21 protein-coding genes are annotated in these 22,485 nt (G+C 39.1%); 12 read left to right on the top strand and 9 right to left on the bottom strand.

The window, feature by feature from the left end; genetic code table 11:
- Positions 1-49: 49 nt before the first annotated feature.
- On the top strand, positions 50-574 hold the full coding sequence (locus GGD38_RS16355; RefSeq protein WP_375297319.1) for a host-nuclease inhibitor Gam family protein: 525 nt from the start codon (positions 50-52) through the stop codon (positions 572-574).
- A gap of 87 nt (positions 575-661) precedes the next feature.
- Here GGD38_RS16355 and GGD38_RS16350 read toward each other — a convergent pair whose 3' ends face one another.
- Positions 662-1,726, bottom strand: coding sequence for a class 1 isoprenoid biosynthesis enzyme (locus tag GGD38_RS16350; protein WP_375297318.1), 1,065 nt, complete (start codon positions 1,724-1,726; stop codon positions 662-664).
- A gap of 18 nt (positions 1,727-1,744) precedes the next feature.
- The gene (locus GGD38_RS16345) at positions 1,745-2,584 is read right to left on the bottom strand and encodes an NAD(P)-dependent oxidoreductase (RefSeq protein WP_375297317.1); all 840 of its coding nucleotides are present in this window, start codon (positions 2,582-2,584) and stop codon (positions 1,745-1,747) included.
- Positions 2,585-2,770: 186 nt separating this feature from the next.
- Here GGD38_RS16345 and GGD38_RS16340 point away from each other — a divergent pair, with 186 nt between their 5' ends.
- Positions 2,771-3,040: a hypothetical protein gene (locus GGD38_RS16340; protein WP_375297316.1), complete on the top strand. Its 270-nt coding sequence runs from the start codon at positions 2,771-2,773 to the stop codon at positions 3,038-3,040.
- 80 nt (positions 3,041-3,120) lie between these two features.
- Here the strand turns inward: GGD38_RS16340 and GGD38_RS16335 are convergent, their stop codons facing one another.
- Together GGD38_RS16335 and GGD38_RS16330 are read right to left on the bottom strand one after the other, a co-directional pair.
- Positions 3,121-4,461 (bottom strand): serine hydrolase domain-containing protein, encoded by a 1,341-nt coding sequence (locus tag GGD38_RS16335; protein ID WP_375297315.1) that lies wholly within the window; start codon positions 4,459-4,461, stop codon positions 3,121-3,123.
- Between the two features lie 63 nt (positions 4,462-4,524).
- Entirely contained in the window at positions 4,525-5,706 is a 1,182-nt protein-coding gene (locus GGD38_RS16330) for a hypothetical protein (protein WP_375297314.1), read from the bottom strand.
- A gap of 122 nt (positions 5,707-5,828) precedes the next feature.
- On the opposite strand from GGD38_RS16330, the gene GGD38_RS16325 reads away from it, so the two are divergent.
- Both GGD38_RS16325 and GGD38_RS16320 read left to right on the top strand, forming a co-directional pair.
- Entirely contained in the window at positions 5,829-7,091 is a 1,263-nt protein-coding gene (locus GGD38_RS16325) for a hypothetical protein (protein WP_375303848.1), read from the top strand.
- A gap of 36 nt (positions 7,092-7,127) precedes the next feature.
- Positions 7,128-8,066 (top strand): hypothetical protein, encoded by a 939-nt coding sequence (locus tag GGD38_RS16320; protein ID WP_375297311.1) that lies wholly within the window; start codon positions 7,128-7,130, stop codon positions 8,064-8,066.
- Here the strand turns inward: GGD38_RS16320 and cysC are convergent.
- Entirely contained in the window at positions 8,000-8,548 is a 549-nt protein-coding gene (gene cysC, locus GGD38_RS16315; protein ID WP_375297310.1) for an adenylyl-sulfate kinase, read from the bottom strand. The genes GGD38_RS16320 and cysC overlap by 67 nt on opposite strands.
- Positions 8,549-8,595: 47 nt before the next feature.
- Here cysC and GGD38_RS16310 point away from each other — a divergent pair, with 47 nt between their 5' ends.
- Entirely contained in the window at positions 8,596-9,312 is a 717-nt protein-coding gene (locus GGD38_RS16310; RefSeq protein ID WP_375297309.1) for an aspartyl/asparaginyl beta-hydroxylase domain-containing protein, read from the top strand.
- Positions 9,313-9,404: 92 nt separating this feature from the next.
- Here the strand turns inward: GGD38_RS16310 and GGD38_RS16305 are convergent, their stop codons facing one another.
- Complete coding sequence (locus GGD38_RS16305; protein ID WP_375297308.1) at positions 9,405-10,352, bottom strand: NmrA/HSCARG family protein; 948 nt, start codon at positions 10,350-10,352, stop codon at positions 9,405-9,407.
- 743 nt (positions 10,353-11,095) lie between these two features.
- On the opposite strand from GGD38_RS16305, the gene GGD38_RS16300 reads away from it, so the two are divergent.
- Complete coding sequence (locus GGD38_RS16300) at positions 11,096-11,941, top strand: metallophosphoesterase (RefSeq protein ID WP_375297307.1); 846 nt, start codon at positions 11,096-11,098, stop codon at positions 11,939-11,941.
- Between the two features lie 13 nt (positions 11,942-11,954).
- Here GGD38_RS16300 and GGD38_RS16295 read toward each other — a convergent pair whose 3' ends face one another.
- Positions 11,955-12,323 carry a hypothetical protein gene (locus GGD38_RS16295; protein ID WP_375297306.1) on the bottom strand — a complete coding sequence of 123 codons (369 nt, stop codon included), beginning with the start codon at positions 12,321-12,323 and terminating at the stop codon, positions 11,955-11,957.
- 445 nt (positions 12,324-12,768) lie between these two features.
- Between GGD38_RS16295 and GGD38_RS16290 the strand changes: the two genes are divergently transcribed.
- The gene (locus GGD38_RS16290; protein ID WP_375297305.1) at positions 12,769-14,229 is read left to right on the top strand and encodes a hypothetical protein; all 1,461 of its coding nucleotides are present in this window, start codon (positions 12,769-12,771) and stop codon (positions 14,227-14,229) included.
- A 60-nt stretch (positions 14,230-14,289) separates the two neighbouring features.
- On the opposite strand, the gene GGD38_RS16285 is transcribed toward GGD38_RS16290, so the two are convergent.
- Complete coding sequence (locus GGD38_RS16285; RefSeq protein ID WP_375297304.1) at positions 14,290-15,129, bottom strand: DUF4249 family protein; 840 nt, start codon at positions 15,127-15,129, stop codon at positions 14,290-14,292.
- A complete protein-coding gene (locus GGD38_RS16280; protein WP_375297303.1) occupies positions 15,126-17,159 on the bottom strand; it encodes a TonB-dependent receptor plug domain-containing protein in 2,034 nt (677 codons plus the stop codon). Before GGD38_RS16280 ends, GGD38_RS16285 begins: the two co-directional genes overlap by 4 nt.
- 590 nt (positions 17,160-17,749) lie before the next feature.
- Between GGD38_RS16280 and GGD38_RS16275 the strand changes: the two genes are divergently transcribed.
- The 5 genes from GGD38_RS16275 to GGD38_RS16255 all read left to right on the top strand — a co-directional run bounded on the left by GGD38_RS16275 (position 17,750) and on the right by GGD38_RS16255 (position 22,319).
- Positions 17,750-19,102 (top strand): tyrosine-type recombinase/integrase, encoded by a 1,353-nt coding sequence (locus GGD38_RS16275; RefSeq protein ID WP_375297302.1) that lies wholly within the window; start codon positions 17,750-17,752, stop codon positions 19,100-19,102.
- A gap of 120 nt (positions 19,103-19,222) precedes the next feature.
- Entirely contained in the window at positions 19,223-19,642 is a 420-nt protein-coding gene (locus GGD38_RS16270; RefSeq protein WP_375297301.1) for a hypothetical protein, read from the top strand.
- Positions 19,643-19,836: 194 nt separating this feature from the next.
- Complete coding sequence (locus tag GGD38_RS16265) at positions 19,837-20,034, top strand: hypothetical protein (RefSeq protein WP_375297300.1); 198 nt, start codon at positions 19,837-19,839, stop codon at positions 20,032-20,034.
- Entirely contained in the window at positions 20,021-20,308 is a 288-nt protein-coding gene (locus GGD38_RS16260) for a helix-turn-helix domain-containing protein (RefSeq protein ID WP_375297299.1), read from the top strand. Before GGD38_RS16265 ends, GGD38_RS16260 begins: the two co-directional genes overlap by 14 nt.
- 406 nt (positions 20,309-20,714) lie before the next feature.
- A complete protein-coding gene (locus GGD38_RS16255; RefSeq protein WP_375297298.1) occupies positions 20,715-22,319 on the top strand; it encodes a hypothetical protein in 1,605 nt (534 codons plus the stop codon).
- Positions 22,320-22,485 lie beyond the last annotated feature (166 nt).

Here is a 22,485-nt window from a genome sequence, read left to right as displayed (position 1 = left end):
CAATGCACCGCCTGCTACCTTATTTTATAAACAAGTAAATTATAAACGTATGTTCCGTGAAAAAAAACGAGTGATCAACAATGTAGATTATGATCAAGCCCAGGAGGCATCTGCAAGATATGCTGAAATTTCTGCCCGTCTTGGTTTTTTAGAAGCGCAAATAAACGAGCGCATCAATAGCATTAAAGATGAGTTCGCCGATGAGATCATTCACCTCACCCGCGAAAAAGAAAGGCAATTTGAAACGTTGGAAGTTTATGCAAAAGAGCAGAAAGATAATTGGGGCCGGCGCAAAAGCCTTGATCTTTTACACAGTGTTATCGGTTTTCGTACAGGAACACCCAGGGTTACCAAAGACAAAATGTTTACCTGGGATAATATACTTGATATGGTAAAAGAAAGATTCCCTTCACTAATTCGTGCTAAATACGAGCTCGATAAAGAAGCGATCATTGCCATGCGCGATGATAAAGAGTTCCTGGAGGTGCAAAAAGCATGTTATATAGACGTAGAGCAAAGCGAATCGTTCTATGTTGAAGCAAAACAGCTGGAGTTAATGCGTCAACGCGCCTAGTGCTCCGCTTTAAATATTTTTCGGTTCTGATTGTAATTTTTGTGTCATAGCTAGTAAGTACGCCGTTCTGTTTCTACAGAGTGGCCTTTAAACAGGCATAGCGATGGTAATTGCTGCAGCGAGGTTGCCGGCAGAAGGGTCGTAGTAATTTGCGATACGCCGGATGTGACTTAGCCATTTCCTTATCTGTTTTAAACTATCCATGTCACATACCAACGCCTTTCTGCTCAAAGTGCGAAGGTCTGCAACCGTTGGTATGCCTGTTGTTACTTGTTTTAACTGCTCAAGCGCCATCCAACCCATGGCATGCAGAGAATGTATAGTGATAGCGTAATTTTGTTTTGCTTTTTTAGAAGCCGGCAACTGCCATAATAAATTATTGATGCGCGCCACCTCATTCATAAAGTTCTGCTGCAGTTTTTCGTAGTTGCGATATAAAATGGGCAGCGTATAAACGCCGTTATTCACATCTTTATAAACATCAAACGCGTCGTTGGTCAATTGCATTAAACCCGCAATGGGGAAAAGTATTTCTCTTACTTTTTCATTTGGATAATCATCGAGCACAGCGCAATATAACAGCACTGCAAAATAACTTTTGTTATAGGTTACCTGGTAAAGTTCATCTTCGGCGATATTTTCATTTAATTGTTTCAACGACTCCTTTTGCCAGCAAGCGACTGCCTGTAGCTGTTCAATGAACAAATCTTTCCCGGGCAGGTTCCGCAATATCTCAAGGTATAATTTTACAACCAGCCGGTCAGTATCTTTTAAGGCTACATAGGTTGTGGGATTTGTAACCAGTGAGGTTATCTGTTCGTGATCAAGAATTTTGTCGTCGAAAAGATCATCGAACAAAGGCCCGAAAACACTAAGCAGAACAATGCGTTTATTTTCTTCAGCACTTAATTTTTTGCCACTTAATTCATACAGGTTGCCGCAAACCAGGTTTAACCCCAGTTGCCAGTATTTGGTTATTCTTTTTATATGGGTAGCAGTAAATGTTTGTTCAATATTGGGAATAAGACCGGCCAATGCTACCGGAAGATGGTCTTTGAGAAAACGTTCTTGTTTTTTTACCCGCCGGTAAAGGCACAACATCCTGGTAAGGATGCGATAATTATTGACGGAAGGTTGATTGCTTAGGTGCATGGCCGGCAAATTAATCTTTTATTTTCCAATCACTGTCCAGTCGTGGTTGCCCAATCCTTTATTAATATACTCATCCATTAAAGCGGCAATGGCCGGCATCAGCAATAATTGGTGGCCGCTTTGTTGGGCTGCATCAATAAATAACTGCGTGTCTTTACGGGCCATGTTCAATTCCCAGGATGGTTGCGAATGGTCGGCGCCCGTCATACGTTGCAAACGGGTTGTTACAAGTGTGCCCGGGTTCCATGAGTTAAATAACGTAAGCAGATCTTCTACCGAAACCCCAAGTGATTTTGATAAAGTGAGCGTGTCCTTTAACCCTGCGGTAAGGCAAACCAAAAAAGCATTGCCCGCCAGCTTCATGGAAGCCGCTTTACCTACTTCGGCACCAAAGTGAAGCAGTTTGCCGGTCATTTTAGCCAGCCCGGGCGTAAGAGAATTAATGATGGCCTCATCGCCCGATAACAGGATAAAACCTGTACTCTCCAGTGCATTTATGGGGCCCATGAACACTGGTGCATGTTGATAGGTAAATCCTTTTGCTTTCCAGGCCTCCGTTCTTTTTATGGCGCCTTCTTTTGAAGTGGTTGTATGGTCTATGATAATAGCGCCAGGAGCAAAGCCCGCCTCGGCAACTTTAAGTACTTCATCAACAGAGGCATCGTCTTTTAAGGTAAGGTGAATTTCCGTAGCCCCTTTTACAGCGTCCTGTGCTTGTGCAAATGCTTTGGCGCCTGCTTTTTCAAGCTCCTGCGCCTTTGAAAAAGTGCGGTTCCAAACCTGTACTGTTTCTCCACGTTTGAGCATGGCCCGAACAAAGTTCGAACCTAATAACCCCATGCCTAAAAATGCTTTCATGATGATTTTTTTGCAAAGATTGGTGTTTTTGGGAAAACTATGGCAAAAGACAGATCACCACAAATAAAGTACATATTATAGCGGCTATATGAAAAAATGAACAATGTGATGTCAGTAATCGTACTTTCTGATGTCATATAATGCCATAATTAGGATATGTATAGCCATTTGACTTTTTATTTGCATATGGCGAAGGATAAACGCTATACTACGGTTAGAAATCTTATTACAGGGGGATATATAAAAAGCTTTTCAGAGATCTGGGACACATTACCAAAAACTATTGTAGCCCGCGATCTGAAAAAGCATCACCAAACATTCTCAAAACTTATTAGTAGTCCGGAAAAGATAAAGTTTGAAGAAGCCATTGAAATTGCATCGTTGATTGAAATTGAGAGTATTCAAATAATAAACCTTATCTATAATGAATTAGACCCCGACAAAAAGTATAAATGAGTTTTATTGATTAGGAATAGTTACACGATAATCTTCACAAAGAACAAATCAGGTCTGCATTAGCGGGCCTTTTTTGATGCTTATTCCTTTCGTAAAATATATATATTGTCCGTTTCTTTTATTTGCAATTCTCCTTTGTTGGTATTGAACTCGAAGAAGGACCCGTTTGGAACATTCATAAAGTAGTTGGCATTTATCGGTTCTATGTTCATTGATCTCCCTGCAGCTTCAATAGTCAGCTTGTTGTTTTCTTTTTTACAGGTTACTTTAAAAGGAAGGTTGCCTGAATAAGTGCCGGTGTATTTATCAGCGTTTGTATTTTGCAAAGTATGCGCAGATGAGAATGGGATTGTATATTGCTTATTAAAGCAAATTTTTAGTACCCCATCCAGTATATCAACTCTTGGATATAAAATACCATTAGTGATATAACATACGGCCATTTTGCTTTCAGGATAATACCGCACTGCCGAATAAAACTCTTCAATTCTTCCGTTGTGCCCATACCCTTTAGTTGCGTCAAAATCATAAGGGAATATGCCCATGCCATAGCCATCGATCATAGTTGTCATGTTGGTAAGGCTTGTTTTGTTTATAAGCCTGCCGTTAAATAGCGCATGAATAAACACAGTTAGGTCGCCAGGTGTTGATACAATTGCTCCTGCGCCGCTATGTATATTTACATTGGTTTCTTTTTCCGTGGTCCAGGCGCCGTTGGAATATTTGTACGAACTGCTTTCATTCCTGTTATAATCAATCGGCTTTCCGAAATAAGTATGGGTTAAACCTATTCGGGAAATTATTTTCTTTTCGAGAATTGCTGCGTAGGATCCTTTCGCAATTTTTTCTATAATATAGCTTAGCAATAGAAAGTTTGAATTGCAATAATCTGCTTTCGCCCCGGGTTCAAAGTCGGCGCCTTTATCAGCAATTATTTTAAGTAACTCTTCCTGAGTTTTGGGTTTATCCATCCAGTCGGGGAAATTGGTGTCAACAGTATAGTTGTGCAGGCCGCTCCGGTGATATAACATATCTTTTATTGTGATCTTGCCGGCATTAGGCAATTGCGGATAGAATGTTGACAGGCTTTGGTCAAGGCTTAGTTTCCCTTCCTCCATGAGCTGAAGGATCATCACAGCCGTAAACATTTTTGATACGGAGCCAATCCTGTATTTAGTATTGATATCCGGCACTGCTTTTCTATTACTGCCAAGTGTAATAAAGCCAATTGCTTTTTGATATACTGGTTTACCGTTAATGGAAACAGCTACACTGCCGGTTGCAAGATGACGGGTTTGCAACACATCGAACAGGCTGTCGAGCTTTTTTACATCGGGCGATTGGGAATAGGATGCAGAAAGAAAGGATACAAAAAGAAACAGGAGCAGCGAAAGTGCTTTGGTAAAAACGGTCGTATACATAAAGGGAAATTACAAAAGTAGAGGGAAACTTCTCATTGGAGTTTCCCTTTTAACAGTGTAGTATTATTTAATAACTGGCAGGTGAATGCCGTCTGTATCATCTAGCCGGGCAATAATGCCCCAGCCATAAAAATAGTTGGTAAGGCCAATAAGGATCTCGTTCTTTCCCTTTTGCAATGGCAACTTTATGGCAGCATTTTCTATAGTACATCTTCCGCGTGGGAATTTCTGCCCTGGTGTTCCAAAATGATTTTTATCAGAATAAAGGAACTGCCCGTTTATAAATAAACAAACCTCATCGCTAAAGCCCAAATTCAACATACGCTCCTGCACTTTGTCGCTTTCAATTGTTGTTTTTAACCAGGCCAGCCTGCGGTTTTTGAAATCGGTTGCCCCAAACAGCCTTGTCAAATTTACTATGCCACGGTCTTCGGCTGTTATGTTGGTCCATTCAGTAGTACTATCTGGAAAACCAAGAGTGGCAACGCGCATAATGGGTGGTATAATTTCTTTGCCAAATTCAAACCCAATGCCTTTGCTTACCTGCCAGTTACGCAGGTACCGGGTATCGTTATATGAGGAAATATAACCGGGGGCAGGGTCAAGATTTTCGACAACATCAGGTTTTAGTACAACGTTGGCAATTGCCACTTCACCACCTGAAAATGAAATACCGCCATTTTCTCTCCCCCCTTCCAGTTTAGGCACCACCAGGGCCGGCCGGCTCATATCGTTTACATATGCTTTCATTTGTTTGCCCGATAAAACCAGTTTCACATGGTTCCATGTTGGTATGTTCAGTTTGGCGCCGGCCTGGTATTCGTCGGTGAGGTCCCAAATGCTCATGCCATCTATAAGGGCTGAGTATTGAAGCGTAGTACGGCTTTCTGGCGAGGTGCTTCCAAAATAACGCAGGTAAAAATGCTCGCCATTTTTTCCGTCATCAGACAAATGGAAATTAATGCCGGGAAATCCCTGGCCCAATGCTACATCATATTCAATGGTGCCGTTTGCGAATTGTATATCTTTTAGCACCAGTGGCGATGCATTTTTTATACGTATGGCTTTTACATTCTTTTCCATGGTAAATTCAACGCCGGTGGTGTCATGTTTCCAATGCGCAGCATCCATGGGTATGCTTATTTCCTGGCTGGCTTTCTTTGGCTGTTTTTGAGCAACAGCAGTAATGGCAACAGAAGGCACGATAATGAGAAAAATGATGATTTTTTTGAATGTGCAATTCATAAATATCTGTTTTTAACTTTAGGTATTAGCGCAAACAAGGTACATGCAAAGGCCGGCGGCCCCCTGTGCAAGTGTGCGCCAAACCGGTGCAAACAAGTGCCAATCACATTCATCAGTAAATAATGGATAACAATAGCGAACAATACTACCTGGCCCGCATACTTGATAAGATAGTGCTGCTGTTTGAACGGGGTGCCAGCGATCAGTGGACAACCTACGACTTTGAAAAACTGTCGGAAGCGATCTTTGACCGTACCCAAATCCGGCTAAGTGTAACAACCCTTAAGCGTATTTGGGGCAGGTTGAAGTACGACAGTGCGCCCACCCTTACTACGCTTAACACGCTGGCGCAATTTGCCGGGTATGTTGATTGGCTTCAGTTTAAACAAAAAGAAGACCAGCCTGGCGAACCGGTTGTTACAATGGTACCGGAACCATCCGGAAAGAAAACCAGGTTTTGGCTGGTGGGGTTTGCCGGCAGCGTGCTGCTAATAGTGGGTGTGTATTTATTGTTTCTTTCGGCCCGCCAAAAACAACCGCATTATGATGAGGGCCAGTTTGATTTCAGCGCCAACAAAGTGATCACCGAAGGGGTGCCCAATTCTGTTATATTCCATTATGCCGTGCCGCGCGGAATAAAACCCGATTCACTTTTTATTGTACAAACCTGGGACATTACCCGCAAACAACTTGTGCCGGGCGATAAGCATGAACATTCAGCTATATATTATTATCCCGGTTTTTTTAAGACCAAACTGATTGCCGATGGGCAGGTTGTGAAAACGCACGATCTGTGGATCACGTCTGGTGGCTGGCTATGTTTACTGGAAGATGAGCCGGTACCTGTTTACTTAAAAAAAGAACAATACCTGCAAAATGGCATTGTTGAAGTGACCGAGGCAATGCTGGCTCCGCATCGCAAATCGCCTGCACAGCGGCTTCGGATTTTCTATCAGCGCGAAATGGGCGACCTTATGAACGATAACTTCACGTTTGAAACGATGCTGAAGAATGATTTTGACGATGGCTCAAACGCCTGCCATAAGGCACAGGTGCTTATTCAGTGTAAGAATGATATAATTATGATCCCTTTGGCTGCCAAACCTTGTGTAGGTGATCTGTCGCTTTATTTTTGCGGAGCAGCAGCAGAAAGCAAAACAGCTGACCTTAGCGGCTTTGGATGTGATCTTACACAATGGACATCGTTACGGGTGGAAGTGGTGAATAAGGCGGCGACCATTTATGTAAACAATAAAAAAGCGTATTCCTTTTTGTTCCCTAATAAGCCAACGGGTATTGTAGGTGTGCAATACAGGTTTAATGGAGCTGCTGCCGTAAAGGAAACAAGATTTAAGGCGGGAAACAAGGTGTATGAAATGGAGTGAGGCCGTTTTTCATTATATTACAACATAAACGCTTACATGAATATATTGCAGGAGCTGGAGAACTGGATACCTTATAAACTTTCGTTCGTTGATGAGCAGCCGCATTGTGAATGGTTGTACACAAACGATAAAGAGTTTACCGAACCGTTTTTTGATGAAACGATCTCAAGGTGCCGGAGTGCTAATTTTCACAGCTTCAGAAGCGTGAGTGGTATAGAAGTGTTGCCGCAATGGTCAGAAGGAATTGAGCGGGTGCAGCCTTCGGCGTTTATTTTCCATGTGTCAAGATGTGGGTCAACACTGGCTTCGCAGCTGCTGGCTCAGGACCGCACCAATATTGTGCTCTCAGAAGTTCCTTTTTTCGATTCCATACTTCGGGCAGGAAATAATATTCCTTATCAGGTGCTAAAAGATGCCCTTGCTTTTTATTCACCGGTAAAAAATTATAGAAAACGCCTGTTTATTAAAACCGATAGCTGGCATATTTTCTTTTATAAACAAATACGGGAGCTATACCCGCAAACGCCTTTCATTTTGCTGTATCGCCGGCCCGATGAAGTGGTGAGGTCGCAACAAAAACGAAGAGGAATGCATGCCATCCCCGGTGTAATTGAACCTGCACTGTTTGGTTTCGAAAAGGATGTGCGGGTAATGAACCAGGATGTATATCTGGGCGAAGTGCTTGATAAATATTTTCAGGCTTTTTTGCAGGTGTTGGAAAAAGATACTCTTGCTACTCCTATCAATTATAACGAAGGCCCTGTTGCCGTGGTAGAAAAGATAGCGCAGATAACAAACACGCCTGTTAGCGAGGAAGCAATGGAAAAGATAAGAAGTCGCGCCATGTATCACGCCAAGTATCCTGAACAGGTTTTTTCAGAAGAGGCCATTCAGGATCCTGTACCTGATTATTGCCGGTCGGCATATGATAAATATGAGGTCCTTGATAAAATAAGGAAGTCGTACAATTTTTGAACCGACTGTGCAGCAGGTTCGGAGCTTGTATCGATGACCAGGTGGGGCGAAAGCGGAGCTTCGTATGTGTCATTTACACCTGTAAGGTTAAAAAGCTTATCGGGGTGGTCATCATGTAATAATGCACGCTTATACAAACCTTTTGTATCTCTATTTATAAGAACATGCATCTCGCATTTTATCCATACCGTTTTTGCGTCGTAGTTTTTTGTCAACTCATTTCTGATCTCTTCAAAAGGATTGATAGCGGCGATCATAACAATGTCGGCCTTCGTTTTAAGCGACCAGGCTGCTTTACCAAGCCTTCTGATATTCTCCATTCTGTCTTCCTTTGAAAAGCCCAGGTCTTTGCAAAGTGTTTTCCGGTATACATCGCCGTCAATGATCACTACTTTTAATGATTGCTGTTCAAGCAGTGTTTTTACACCTTCGGCCAACGTGCTTTTCCCTGCGCCGGAGAGCCCGGTTAGTTGAATTATCATGGTATGGTCATTAAAAGGATTCAGGAAATCTTTGTAGTTTTATCAACATGAGCATAATCAAGTCTGCAATATTGAATATACCTGTTGACATCAAAAGTATTCAAAAAGAAGTTACAATACTTCAGGCAGAACTTTGGCAGCCGCATTTAAACAAGTGGGATTATGAGGGCGGATGGGATGTTTTATCGCTCCGCTCACCTGGCGGTGGTTTAAATACGTTGGCTGAAGCGTTGAATAATGAACCCTATGCCAATACGCTACTGCTGAAGCAATGCCCATCGGTTCGTTTGCTGTTAGATAGTTTGCAATGCGAAAAATTATCGGCCCGTTTCCTGAACCTGCATGCGGGGGCAGTGATAAAAGAACATACCGATAAGGAATTATATTTTGAGAAAGGCGAGGCCCGCTTGCATTTTCCCATAGTTACAAATCCGTTTGTTGAATTTTATCTCGATAACGAGCGTTTACCAATGCAGGAAGGCGAGTGCTGGTATATAAATGCCAATCTGCCTCACCGGCTTGCAAATAATGGAAGCAATAACAGAATACATCTGGTAGTAGATTGTATGGTAAATGACTGGTTGCAGGAAGTGTTTAGGAATTGCATTACAAAAACGGAATTGATGGAAAGAGATATTGTTTTACGAAATAAAAACACAACAATCCAAATCATCAACGAGTTGAGAATGCGGGCCGATAGCACGTCGGTACAATTAGCTAATGAATTGGAGCGGCAGTTAAATGAGGCTGAGGGTGGTGGCTAGGAAAAGATTTTACAGATGATGATGAATGAATCGCTATAAAACACAAAGCCACCCGAAGGAGGCTTTGTAAACTGTATGTAAAAATTGTAAGCTTAAACAGGAATTTTACTTCCATATTTTGTAAGCCATTGTTCATAGCTCAACAGGTCGGGGTTAAGTTGTTTAGACATATTTACATCCCTTGTTTTATTTAATTCCTTTTCAAACTCATCATAAAACTGGAACATATTTCCAAGGTCATCGGCGCCGGGGAAGCCAAAACTTCTATATACATCCGCAGAAACTTTATTGTAAACTACCTGTTCACCCAATACTTTGCTCAATCCATCGGCCATTTCATTTCCCGTTAAATGTTCACCGGCAATACCAACTCTTTTACCCACCATTTCGGTTCCTTTTTTAAAAATGCCATATGCACATTTGCCAATGTCTTCTGCTGCAATGCCAGCCATCTTCGCATTTCCTATTGGGAGGGTAAGTGCTAACTTACCATCTTCGCCACGTTTGGGTCCGGCGCCAAAGTAGATAAAATTATCCCAGTAAAAAGACGCCAGTAAAAATGTTGTAGGTATGCCAGCTTCTATAAACAATTTATCCGATTCTCCTTTGCCATCAAAGTGAGGAACCTTATACTCTCCATGCAGGGTTGGCATTCGCTGATCGTTAAGGGGAATGTATTCACGCACATCTTCCAATGTAGACCAGATGGCATGTTTTAGATCGGTTTTTTTTGCGGCCTCTACAAATATGGCTGCTTCTGCTTTTTCTTTTTCAGGGGAGAAGTGGGCCCAGAAAAAGGTAACGAAAAAAGCGCCATAAGCACCACGAAGTGCATTTTCGACAGACTGCCGATCATCAATATCCGCAGCAACAACCTCCGCTCCGAGTTGTGCCAGCTCTTTTGCTTTGTCGGAATTAACATCGCGGGTAACAGCTCTAACAGCGAACTCGCTGTTTTTATCTTGCAGAATAGCGTGGGCAAGCCCACCGCCCTGGGCGCCAGTGGCGCCGAATATGGTGATGATTTTTTTGGATGGCATATAATATATTTTCCATCTGAATTTAATGCAAAAGCATCATGAAAAATCATGATATAGATCATGAAAAGCCGACATCACTGCCGGCCATTGAAGCGCTAAATAAAATTCCAGGGCATTATTTGCTCTATTTCTTAAGCATCGATTCAAATAATTTGTCAGCTATACTCACAAGCTTACTCTGAGCAGTTGGGTCAAACTCATTTGAAAGCAGAACAATGCCTGCATTCACTTCCGGATATATAACGCAATAACTTGAAAATCCAAAGGTGCCACCCGTGTGCCAGATCTTTCGGATATTATTCTTTATCCTGTTTATCCGCCAAAATAACCCTATCCCCGTACTATCTATATAGTTTTGCGTAGGAATATGTGACAGCCGAACCGATTTGTTTTTGAGATTGAACCTATCTCATAAATACTATTAGCTACTGGCAGCACTTTGTGCCCTTTTCTGATGGTGCCGTAATTATAAGTATATATTTTACCGTTTTTAATTATTCCAAGTGAAAGCCCGGCGCGTGATGTATCAGCCATAAAATCAACTAGAATATTTTGCACGAGTGTATCCATACTACTTCTTAATGGATTATCGGTGGCCATAGATGCGCACTTTTGCGAGTGGCCATAAAAAGTTGGCAACAAACAAAGAGATATAAGCGTAATCTGTTTCATAACCTGTTAAAAATAGCGTATAATAGCGGAATATAATCCTGGCATCAATTTTAGACCGACGAGCTTAAACTATGAGAGTTGCTATTTTTTCTGACATACACGGCAAAATATTGTTGCCTTTCAAATTGGTAGATGTATATCAAAAAGAAACAGGCAATAAAATTGATTTTATTTTACAGTGTGGCGATATGGGCGCATATCCTAACATTGAAAATTTAGACAAGGCAACAATAAAACACGCCAGGTACGACAGAGACGAATTAGGATTTTATGATGGTTTTACTAAAGTAAATCGGGATATCAAGACGTTTTTAGACAATCTGGGTATAAGTATGATTTGTGTTCGTGGGAATCACGAAGACCACGATTTTTTAGATAATTTGGAAAAGGAGAACTTTCAGAGCAGCAAATTCCCTATTGACATTTATAAAAAAGTGTTCGTTTGTAAGTCGGGTTTAAAACAAGAATTGCGAACGGAAAATGACGTATTGAAATTTGTTGGAATAGGTAGAATTGGAGACAGAAAAGGAAGAACAGAAAAACGGTTTATTCAGGAATACGAAAGAAAAGAAATAAAAAAACTACTTAAAACACGAGACACGTTTGATATCTTAATCACTCACGATAAAGACGACGGTAGTCAAAGGGGTTATGGAATGGCTGAGATAAGAGAGGTGTTGGACAACATTATTTTTCACTATCATTTTTACGGACATACGGGAGAACCATTTAAACAGGAAACAGATTATAATGGCATAACCCAATCCATAAAAGTAAAAGAACTGGAATTTAATGAAAGTGGAATTTTAGAAAAAGGTTGTATGATAATATTAACAAAAGAAAAAGGTGATTTAAGCATTGAAATTGTTGACCAAAAGTTGACAAATAGATTGACAAAATATAATTGGAAAGACTAGTAAATGTGCAGGGCTAACTACGGTGATGCTTTGCTTTGAGAATACCCAAAATATTTAATTTGTCAGGTTCGTAAAAAATTAGGTAACTGCCATCATGGTCAGTATTCAACCAGGTTATGCCTAATTCTTTAGAATTGCTTTGTTGCAAGTTGGAAACTGTTATTTTGTAGTCGTTGATGTAATCAATATCAAATTTTCCGTGGTCTTTTGCAATTTGAAGTCTAAGCTTGTATAGGCTGGCTATGTGATCCTGTGGCATAACAATTCCAGGATGGAAATAACGGTCGGATTTAGCTATTATCTCATAAATCTCCCGGATATATTTCTTATCTAAATTGAGTCTGCAAAGATCGGTAAACGTGTCAAAAGTCAGTTTGCTCATAGAGATTGAAGGTTTGTGGTTGCTTCCCGCGAAAAACACAAAAGCCTCCAAAGATGAAATGTAGTTAAATAAAAAAGCTGCCTCTCGGCAGCCTTTTCGCTCCCAATAGACAGTTTTTGAAACAGTTGATCCTTCATTTAGACTTTTGCTGGGTTAAACAACAACATATCTAATCAGATTCGCAACCGTGATTTAGCATAGTACTCGTTAATAATTGTCGTGAATATAGATCAGGATAAGTATTCATAAATTTTTAGATCATAGGTAAAAATAAACTTATCAATATTACGTTGTTGGGTGGTATTTAGCCCCAGATTAATTTAAACTGTTTCTAACAGTTTAAATTAATAGATAATAAATGTAATTTGCGCCGCATAACTAAATCCTAAAGCTTATTTCTTATAATCCCCTTCCAGATACCATTTTTGTAAATTTTACTTTTATTATGAAAAAAAAAACAGCCCTATTTCTATTGATCGCAGCACCGATCGTATTCAGTGCATGTAAGAAATCCAAGGACTCTGGTCCTGAAAACGATCCATCCATTTATGAATTGCCTTATGATAAAGAAGGTGTAACCGCCAATAAAGCCTTTATGGAGTCTGAAGGGCGGGATTTTGTCAAAAAAGTTGATGATTTGAGTTCCAATACTGCTATAGAAGCATTAAAAAACTTCAATAGGTTGGAAGCTCCTGAAATAGACATAACGGTAACTGCCTTCAGAAAAATGACAGACGGATCGCAGGAAATAGAAGCCCTAAACAATGTGCTAAGGATACTAACTACGGAGAAGAAATCATATATTCCAAGCAAGGCATTTGGAATTTACAAATATAATCAATCTACAAAAAAGTGGGATCGGACTGCTTCCAGCGACAAAATTGAATTTCATTTTCCTGCTGCAGAGAATGGAAATACGAACAATACTGTGTTGACTATTACATATAAGAATTCTGGAAAATCCTATGTGGAGAATAGTACGAACTACAGCTATGTATACAATCCTCAAACAGGCAGCTACGATGTTGTTGAAAAAAATATAGAAGAGACCTATGAATTGCCTTCCGAGCTAATGGCCAGAATGACGATTAACAGTTCGGAAGTGTTGAACCTGTCTTCAAGCTATTCTTACCATGAGGATAAGCTCCCTCAATTGATTAGTGTAAAGCTTTCTCTCGGATCATATACCACGAAGTTGGAAACTAAGAATGACAATAAGCTGGTAAGTTTTAAATTTAGCTTCGGCAAAGGGGCGGAAACTTTAATGAATTTAGAAACCAACTCAAACTTCAGTTCGCTGTCGTATGACAAACTGGCGAATTCGAAGGATGACGAAGCGTTAGATCTATTCGTTTCTGCCAACACAACATTTACAGTAGGCAACTTTACGCTGGGTGGACAACTTGATTATGCATTGATGCACAATGAACTGAAAGCAGTTCGCGACAAAGAGCCTGTTTCTCCAGATTGGGCGACCTATTTCGCAGGCATAAAATATCCTAATTATAATGAATACAGCAGCTATGACGCATACCAGAAAGCGTTGAACGAGTATAATGCGAAATGGGACGCTGCATACAAGCTTTATGACTCCGCCTATAAAAAGTATGAGAAAGATCGTGAGGTGTATGAAAAAGAGTATTATACCTTGTTGGCAAACCTTTTAAACAAACACGGTGCTGTAGTAGCCGTAAACACAAAAACAAAGAAGAAAATAGCAGCAGTTACCTTTCAGCTAAAGGAGGAAGTATATCAATACGGCAATACAACTGTACATTCTTATGATGTGGAACCTTTGCTTGTATTCGGAGATGAATCAAAAGTCAGCTTTGAGGTATTTGGAGAGACAGGTTTTGATAATCTGATCGACGATGTCGAAGCTTTGTTGGATAAATTTGAGAACTAAAAGCGCCTGGCGCTTATCAGATAATATCGAAATGCCATCACGCAAAACGTGATGGCATTTTTATTTAATAATCAGCTTGTCAACCGAAGAATTGGCGCCATACCAGATGCCAACACCATTGATACCATTCCCTTCAATATTACCAGAAAAATCAGAGGAGTAGTTCAGAAATGAAAGTGCAAGACCTTGTTGCGAAACCGCAGACCATAAAGAATAACTAGTTGCGGAAACATTAGATACCTTTATTGCTATTTCATCACCTTTTTTATAATATCTGGAAGAGTTCATGGTGTCTTGTATCGATCGGGTCCTCATCAATGATACAGTAAATTCTTTGCCGGCCCGATCAATAGCCCTGATCCCTCTGGGAGTAGTTGCATAGAACTCATGTTGGGTTTGCAACTTCGTAAACAAAAGATAATTGGCTTCCGGATTTGCATTGTCAATATTTACGACAGGTTGAGCTCTTTCCGGGTCAATCCATTCATATGATATGTTTTTTATTGCAGGCTTATAAAGTGGGATCTCTGTTTCGGAAAGAAGAACATCATTGTTGTATTTAACTTCCAATTTGTACTTCTGACCTGCCTTTCCTTTCAGAGAATTACCAACATAAAATAAATAAGGGAAAACTTTATCGTTGCGCGTCAATGTCAGCACTTCTTCTTCTCCTGCGCCAGAGACCTTTACGGTTGCCCAACGCACAATAAGAGCTTCCAGTTGCTCTTCGTCGATAATGAAGTTAGTGGGGATGTTGTGCATTACTTTCACCACAGGAACTGCTCCATTTTCAATAACACCTTCAACTACAAACTTAGGGTCAAATTCTTTTTGGGCAGCTTCCTTTATGCATGCAGAAAATGCCGTACCTATAATGATTGTTAATAGTAATTTTTTCATAGCAGTTCTAATGAATAAGTAAGAGCAGGTAACAGGGGCAAACTTGCGCCATCTTTTTGAATCATTTTAAAGGCATTGTTCTGTTGAAATAAATCCCGGTCATAACTTTGGTATATATAAATTGGATTAGAGCGATTGTAGACATTGATAATTGAAATACCCAGGGTTTGCCTGCATTTGCGGGTTTTATTCAAAAGCCAGTTTACGCTTGCGTCCAATCTGTGATAGGCAGCCATCCGGGCACTGTTTTTGGCGCCATATTCCGCCAATACGGAATTGCCAAAATAATACATCCCTATGGTGGGAGTATATGCGCTTCCGCTATTGTACATGAAACTAACTGAGAAAGTTATTTTCGGAGTCATTTTATAGGAATTCACAATACTTAAATTATGCGGCCGGTCGTAAATATATTTATACCATTCTCCGTTATTGATTGCATCAAATTTCCTGAAGCTTCTTGAATAGGAGTAGTTTACTGTGAAGTAATTGCGGGTGGTAATAAATCTGGCAAAAAAATCGGCTCCGTAAGTAACCCCATTACCATTTTTTACTCCACTGGCAATATCATTGCTTTCATTTAAAGAGATGATGTTCCCGTTAAATTCTTTTAAGCCAGACAGCCATCTGTAATAAACATCTACACTGTATTCGATGCTGGCCCCTGCGTAACGGTATCCGCCGGAGGCTTCCCGGATCTTTGAAACAGAAAGATTTCGGTTGGCATGAATTACGTAATCAACAGGCAGGTTAATATTTGTAAGGCCAACCTGGTGTATTGGCTGATAAGCCATCGACAAACTACAGAAAAAAGAATTCCTTGCATCCATCAGATAGGATACTGAAAGTGCCGGATTAATAAAAAACAGGCGTTCAACAGCTGAAACTGTAGAAAGATTCAGTGAGCCTTCCAGTTCAATTTTTTCCGACAATGGAGATTTAGCGTTCAAAAAATACTTAAATAAATGCTGATTACTTTTATACCGGATATTGCCACCAGATTGAGCAGGCTGCCCCTCATTCTGAAGGGTAGTGCCTAAATCATCCATCATATAAAGGAAGCCTGTTTCCAACGAGCGGCGCGATTTTCGATACGCCAGTGTAGAATTAATGCTTAAGGTTTTTTGATGATTGAATAGCGCAAACTCTTCGCCATAGAGATCAAATGCAACACGGGTATTGTACTTTGAATATCCTATATTATTTTCCCATTGCAGATATTGCCGGAGATCAGCAGTATGAGTTATGCCCATAACCAGATTTCCCCAATCCATACTATTCTTTGCCGTCTGCTCATAAAGATCAAACATAGCTTTATCTCTGCCCAGGTATAAGAAGGCTTTTATCTCACTCTTGTTGAAAACCCTTTTGGCGTTCATGTTAAAGTCGAATAGGTCATAGTTCATACCTTCTAAATCCTTTCCCGTTTTACGTAATACAGGCCACAGTGTTTTATTCATAAAGGTATTCCTCCAGAATATTTCCATCATTTGACTAGAGTCCCGTTCAATTCTGGCGCCTACGCCCAGGTGAGCCAGGGAGGCTTCTGCTTTTATAAGGGTAGTATCTCTGACTTGCCAGTTGCTATTTATATCAATGTAGCCCGATAATTTCCCAAAATACTTTCCCGGAACAACGCCCGTGTAGATCTTCAGGTCTTCAACAACGTTATTATTGAATAAAGGGAATAATCCGAAAAGATGGCTTGGGTTATGAACAAGGACCCCATTGTAAAAATAGCCATTGCTTCCTGAGGGAAGCCCTCTGTACTGCACACCCGAATTGGCATCGCCCCCATTGCCAAAACCAGGAAGAAAGCGTATTGATTTTAAAGGATCTGCTATCCCCATTATCTTTGGTACCAGTTCTATCTGCTTTGCGCTTAATGTAAGCCTGTTCACTCCATTAATTAACTGCTTTTGTCTGGCTACTGTAACGGTATCCATATTTTTAATAGTATCCGCTACAGACTGACCATATAGGAGGTTGTAGATGAGGAGTGCCAGGGTGAAGGTTAATCCGGTTTTCAAGAATTCAGTTGATAACGTTAATGACAAATTGTTGTGAAATTACAATTTTTACACTTCGATAATTAGTGCCCATGCTAAACGTTTTCACAGAGCTGTACTTTTTGAATAGTTCATAGCCGTGCAGAAGGCCATCTTTACCACCGCTTCTTCAATGGCAGGCAAAAGATTAAGCTCTTACCGTTTACGAATGCAAATAGAAATGTAGTTAAAAAACACCTGAAGTTGTTAGTTGAAATAACTACCTGCCGAAAGAAGACGAAGGTAAAGGCACATGGTATGCCCACTTGCTGGCAAATTACTGGCAAAAATGCAAAAAGGCCGCCGAGAGGCGACCTTTTAAGTGATTGATTTTCTGCTCCCCCTTCAGGACTTGAACCTGAGACCCTCTGATTAACAGCCCCGATTATCCGCTTTTTTTAGCTTAATCAGGGTTAATCAACTTTAGCTTAATCGTTTAATATTCACATAATTATACAGTTTTCTCTAATTTCAGTGAAATGCAGAAAAAGAGCGTTTAACTGCCGTTTGTTTGAAAATTGTTTGAAAATTTTCGGGTAGGTGGGATTTGTGAATCGTAAAATTTTCATTGTATGAACGTAACAACGAATGTGTTTTTGGACACCCGGAGGATCAAAAAGAAAACGAAAACTTATCCTGTAAAGCTGCGGGTAACCTGTAACCGGAAGCACCAGGAATACCAGACAGTATTTGACCTTACCAGCGAGGACTATAAAAAATTAGGTGCCTCCCGGGTAAGTGACTGGTTAAGGGAGGTTAAGGATAAGCTGAAGGAAATTGAATCTACAGCCAGTAAAGTGGCAAAGGATCTCGATCCTTTTACCTATGAGGACTTTGAAAAGGACTATATTTTAGGAAATCCTTTATTTCACCAGCGAAATGCCATCAAAGCTTCTGCCGTACCGGTCACCAATCAGTTTAATATAGAAGAATATGGCAATCGCTTCCCTATTCTTAAGTTGCCGGAACCGGAGCCTAATACGGTGCTGGCCACTACCCTTTATTATATCCGCAAGCTGTTGGAAGAACATAGAATCAGAACAGCGGCCAGCTATCAGACCACCTATATGACATTTTCCCGGTTTCGCGGAAATGTACGGTTTACGCAGATTGATGTAGCTTTTCTAAAGCAGTTTGAAGACTGGATGCTGAAGCAGGATTATTCCAAAACGACGGTTGGTATTTACACCAGAACTTTGCGAACGCTATTTAATGAGGCAATTTTTCTGGGAATCATTAAAAGAGATAAATGCTATCCGTTCGGAAGACGCAAGTACCAACCACCAGCCTCAAGGAATATAAAAAAGGCGTTAACCCTGGAAGACGTTGGCAAAATTTATTACTATGAGCCTATTTGCTTGGAAGAGCGGAAAGCTAAGGACTTTTGGCTGTTTTCCTATTTCGCTAACGGCATAAACCCAACTGACATAGCCCATTTAAAGTATAAGAACATTGACGGGGATTACATCACATTTGAAAGAGCCAAAACGGAAAACGCCACCCGATCAGCTCCTAAGCCTATTACGGTTTATATAACAGAAGACATGCAGCAGATCATTGATTTTTGGAGTACCAAGGACAAACGTCCAGGTAATTATATATTTCCTGTCCTTCAGCACGACATAACGCCACTGCGCCAGGTTGAGTTGATAGAATTATTTGTGCAGGCTCTTAATGATTGGATGCGCAAGATCAAAAAGAAGCTGGATATTGAAAAGGCCGTCACGACTTACGTTGCACGACATACTTTTTCAACTATTATGAAACGGTCAGGGGTAAGTACTGAGTTTATCCAGGAGTCTTTGGGCCATACGAGTATTAAAACCACCGAAAACTACCTGGATAGTTTTGAAAAGACGGTGAAGAAGGAGTATTCGCAGAAGTTAGTGGCGTTTAAGAAAGATTCTGATGGCAATATCCCATAATAAAGGAAAGTAAAACCTAACATTTATACGATATACACAATTAGATATAACATAAGTAAATTGAATGACGAAATAAATATATTGTTTTGGTTATAATTTGGATAAGCTTATCTTTGTTACATGGCACGGATTGTAAAACTCAAAAAAGTAGATATAGATAAGTTTTTTGATGAAATGGTAATTGCCGTGGGTAAAACTGCCGAAACTTTTAAGTTTAAGAAAGCCGAAAAATTCGAATATGATAGTTATTCGAAATACTATAGGAGGTTAAAGCAGAGCCTTAAATACTCTCTTATTTCAATGCCAACAGGTTCAGGTTGTACATTTACAGCCCACTATCCTGTTGACATAGAGAAGATATTTAATTATGCTTTTTTGAAGCGTGATTTTATAGAGAAATTGACAAATTATAGAAAAAAGTCTCTAGTGTCCAGGCATCACGCTATTGACGCTATAATTGTAGGTTGTGTCACAGTATTAGATTGTAGAGATTTAGTTTCGATACCTGCTGACAAAAAAAAATATAATAACAGTTATTAGAAAGCAACTTCAGGTAATTAGAAAGTTGTTGGCTGTATTAAGAAAAAAGAAGGTTTCTTGTTATGTATTAGACCTTCGTCAGTTTTTCAGAAACAAAATAAGATTTCTATTCAAAAATATGGATGATTGTCCAAGCCATAACAATGTGTTCAAATTTAAAAATTGTAACCCATTGTTAAGAACAATCATCACACATGAAAAAAATAGAAACTATTCAATATTTGCAGGATTTGCATAATAATGATACATCACTGAGTGAAAATCACAAGAAAGCTATTGAAGAAGCTATTAGGGAAATCAAGAAGAATAAAAATTTGGAGGCAGCCGTTATACTTCTTCATCTATTGGATATATCAATTAAAATACCAGAAATATTAAATGAATTTAGGTAAGGCTATTAAGAATGTTCGTAAACGGAAAAAGCTAAGTCAAGAAGAATTAGCTAGAGGAGCAGGTATTACGCAAGCTGCCTTATCACAAATTGAGAATGGTAAAAGGCCAGGTACAAAAACCTTAAATAAAATTTGTACAGCACTCGAAATTTCGGAATCCTTAATTTATGTTATTGGAATTGAAGAGGAAGATGTGCCGAAAAAAAATAAAGTTTTGTACAAAAAGTTATTCCCGGTTATCCAAGATTTAGTATTGCAGATTGCAATGGAATAATACTTTATGCTTCTTTTAGTTTGTTCGTTTTTATTTTATATCGTAAGCTGTTACCAAATAGTCTCTGTCTGTGTGAAAGAGGAAAAAATAGCGTTACTGAAAGGAAGCTTTCGCCCCGCTGTTAAACCAAAAGTGTAAATACTCCAAATGAGTGAAGGCCACTGTTTATATAAAAGGCATCAATTACCAGATATATGTTTTAATCAGAAAAAGGTAAATTAGAGACAAATATCAGATTTTACTAGGCATGCACAAGTCACTATATTACAAATTCTATTGGCTGAATATTAATTTATTCAGCCTTTTTAATGTTATTACTGAATGGTATAGCAAGCTCCAGGCAGCAGTTAATTTTGGATGAATGAAAAATATTATTTTTAGTATCAGAAAAAATTAAATGCTAACCATGAATTACACCTTTGAAGATTGGGTAAACAATAAGATCTGTATGGAAATCGGCTTCGATGGGGAGTTCTTAGCAAATGATAGTGAGAGGTATTTAGAACTTGAGTCAATGGGAAAAATAACATATGAGGTTATAAATAAAATACAAGAAGCACAAAGTAAGACTTATGAATACATTATCGGATCTTCTTTGAATTTATATGAGAGTGCTTTAGACAGGCAGACCAAAGGAACTTTGAGTTTACTTGATGTGCTTGCAACAAGAATAAAAAACATCAAAGATTTCATTTCAAAACATCAGGATATATATTACGAAGTTATTTTACCAAGAAGACATAGAGGTATCAAAATCGGGGCTAAATTTATTACAGCTAATTTGTATTTAGATTATAAGAATAATAAACATATAGATGCGATGTGGCATCCAAGGGCTAATTATCAATTGCGAGTCAATGACCAACTCCAATATTTCCCGACAAAAGACCAATGGCAATTTATTATTGTTGAGGTACAAGTACGGTGGATGAAAAGATTAGAAGAAATAAGAGACTGTCAACTAATTCAGGAAAAAAGAATACTTGATCTTAAGGAAAAAAATAGGGAATACGACAAGTTAATTTTGGACTATCATAACAGGTATTCGGTGGCAACAAATTTTATTATTTCAAAAGAGTTTATTGAAAACGAAATAAATGATTGGACGAAAAATGTTCGAAATCCCTTTGAAATTCAAATTGGATGTAATGAAGGCGAACTTGTTAAACCATTTAATGTAGCGCAATATGCTACAATTGCGTACAACTATTTACTTAAAGGGCATAATCCTCAAGTAAAACAATTAATAAAAGATGCAAAAGAAAAGTGTTTAGAAGCAAATAACAAATTGATAGAAAAATCAGGGAAATTAACAGGAGTTGTTCCAATTAATTTTGATTTTGAGCAGATAATAGTGAATTGGATTATAACTGGAGTTGGCTTTGCTATGTATATTAATTTCTTGCAGAATCAATTAAGAAAAGATGTCTCTTACCAATCCTTTGATAAATTATTCGAAGATGCAATATTATACCAACTAATCACTTACAAAAATGCAGCGCAAAAGGAGGCATTGCGCGCCTTGCATAATTATCAATTTAATGCCTGGTTATTAGAAAAAAGTAAGAATCGAGACTTTTTAGAGATTAATTATAAAGAGGTGCTGACTAAGGAAAATTTTTTGTTGTACTTACTAGATGAGCGTGATAAATTAAATAGGGATAAAACTTTTTTTGAAAAAGAGAAATCATCTTGGAAATTAAAGGATGTTGGTACAATAGATTCATTCATTAAGGATGAGTTAATAAATCGTTTAGAAGAAATAGAAAAAAAGTTATCAACTAAAATTGAAAATTGGAAGAAAAGAGACGACAAAATCGGATGTGCAGCTTTTTGTGAGCTTCTTTTAGATCACAATTTTTTTCTTTTTCAACATAAAAAAAGTAGAATAAAATCACTAGCAGCATTTGCAATGTTGAGATATGGTAATGAAATTGCAGTTCAGTTAGCAGGAAGCAAGAAAGCAGCGCGACTTGAACATAAAAAGCTTTTGAAAAAATATTTTAAATAGCCCAAATGTACCGTACTGTACCCTGTTTTTAGCTTACACTATGTGTTTGTAAGTCAATGAATTAACAGGTTTTGGATGGGGTGTACCTATAATTTCTCACTTTATTCAAACGTCATGATTAAACAATTTTGAAAAACAAATTGATTATCATGAAAATTAAGAGCAA

Source organism: Niastella sp. OAS944 (assembly GCA_024809215.1).
Classification (GTDB): Bacteria; Bacteroidota; Bacteroidia; order Chitinophagales; family Chitinophagaceae; genus Niastella.
Note: the sequence above shows the minus strand (reverse complement) of the source record. Positions and strands in the feature narration are given on the sequence as shown.

What these genes read in the sequence shown, in the direction of transcription:
- GGD38_RS16285 (WP_375297304.1), bottom strand. Translation starts at nt 15,129, where the DNA reads ATGAAAAAATTACTATTAACAATCATTATAGGTACGGCATTTTCTGCA.
- GGD38_RS16335 (WP_375297315.1), bottom strand. Translation starts at nt 4,461, where the DNA reads ATGTATACGACCGTTTTTACCAAAGCACTTTCGCTGCTCCTGTTTCTT.
- GGD38_RS16330 (WP_375297314.1), bottom strand. Translation starts at nt 5,706, where the DNA reads ATGAATTGCACATTCAAAAAAATCATCATTTTTCTCATTATCGTGCCT.
- GGD38_RS16255 (WP_375297298.1), top strand. Translation starts at nt 20,715, where the DNA reads ATGAATTACACCTTTGAAGATTGGGTAAACAATAAGATCTGTATGGAA.
- GGD38_RS16325 (WP_375303848.1), top strand. Translation starts at nt 5,829, where the DNA reads ATGGATAACAATAGCGAACAATACTACCTGGCCCGCATACTTGATAAG.
- GGD38_RS16320 (WP_375297311.1), top strand. Translation starts at nt 7,128, where the DNA reads ATGAATATATTGCAGGAGCTGGAGAACTGGATACCTTATAAACTTTCG.
- cysC (WP_375297310.1), bottom strand. Translation starts at nt 8,548, where the DNA reads ATGATAATTCAACTAACCGGGCTCTCCGGCGCAGGGAAAAGCACGTTG.
- GGD38_RS16290 (WP_375297305.1), top strand. Translation starts at nt 12,769, where the DNA reads ATGAAAAAAAAAACAGCCCTATTTCTATTGATCGCAGCACCGATCGTA.
- GGD38_RS16275 (WP_375297302.1), top strand. Translation starts at nt 17,750, where the DNA reads ATGAACGTAACAACGAATGTGTTTTTGGACACCCGGAGGATCAAAAAG.
- GGD38_RS16350 (WP_375297318.1), bottom strand. Translation starts at nt 1,726, where the DNA reads ATGCACCTAAGCAATCAACCTTCCGTCAATAATTATCGCATCCTTACC.
- GGD38_RS16310 (WP_375297309.1), top strand. Translation starts at nt 8,596, where the DNA reads ATGAGCATAATCAAGTCTGCAATATTGAATATACCTGTTGACATCAAA.
- GGD38_RS16305 (WP_375297308.1), bottom strand. Translation starts at nt 10,352, where the DNA reads ATGCCATCCAAAAAAATCATCACCATATTCGGCGCCACTGGCGCCCAG.
- GGD38_RS16265 (WP_375297300.1), top strand. Translation starts at nt 19,837, where the DNA reads ATGAAAAAAATAGAAACTATTCAATATTTGCAGGATTTGCATAATAAT.
- GGD38_RS16345 (WP_375297317.1), bottom strand. Translation starts at nt 2,584, where the DNA reads ATGAAAGCATTTTTAGGCATGGGGTTATTAGGTTCGAACTTTGTTCGG.
- GGD38_RS16340 (WP_375297316.1), top strand. Translation starts at nt 2,771, where the DNA reads ATGGCGAAGGATAAACGCTATACTACGGTTAGAAATCTTATTACAGGG.
- GGD38_RS16260 (WP_375297299.1), top strand. Translation starts at nt 20,021, where the DNA reads ATGAATTTAGGTAAGGCTATTAAGAATGTTCGTAAACGGAAAAAGCTA.
- GGD38_RS16355 (WP_375297319.1), top strand. Translation starts at nt 50, where the DNA reads ATGTTCCGTGAAAAAAAACGAGTGATCAACAATGTAGATTATGATCAA.
- GGD38_RS16295 (WP_375297306.1), bottom strand. Translation starts at nt 12,323, where the DNA reads ATGAGCAAACTGACTTTTGACACGTTTACCGATCTTTGCAGACTCAAT.
- GGD38_RS16300 (WP_375297307.1), top strand. Translation starts at nt 11,096, where the DNA reads ATGAGAGTTGCTATTTTTTCTGACATACACGGCAAAATATTGTTGCCT.
- GGD38_RS16270 (WP_375297301.1), top strand. Translation starts at nt 19,223, where the DNA reads ATGGCACGGATTGTAAAACTCAAAAAAGTAGATATAGATAAGTTTTTT.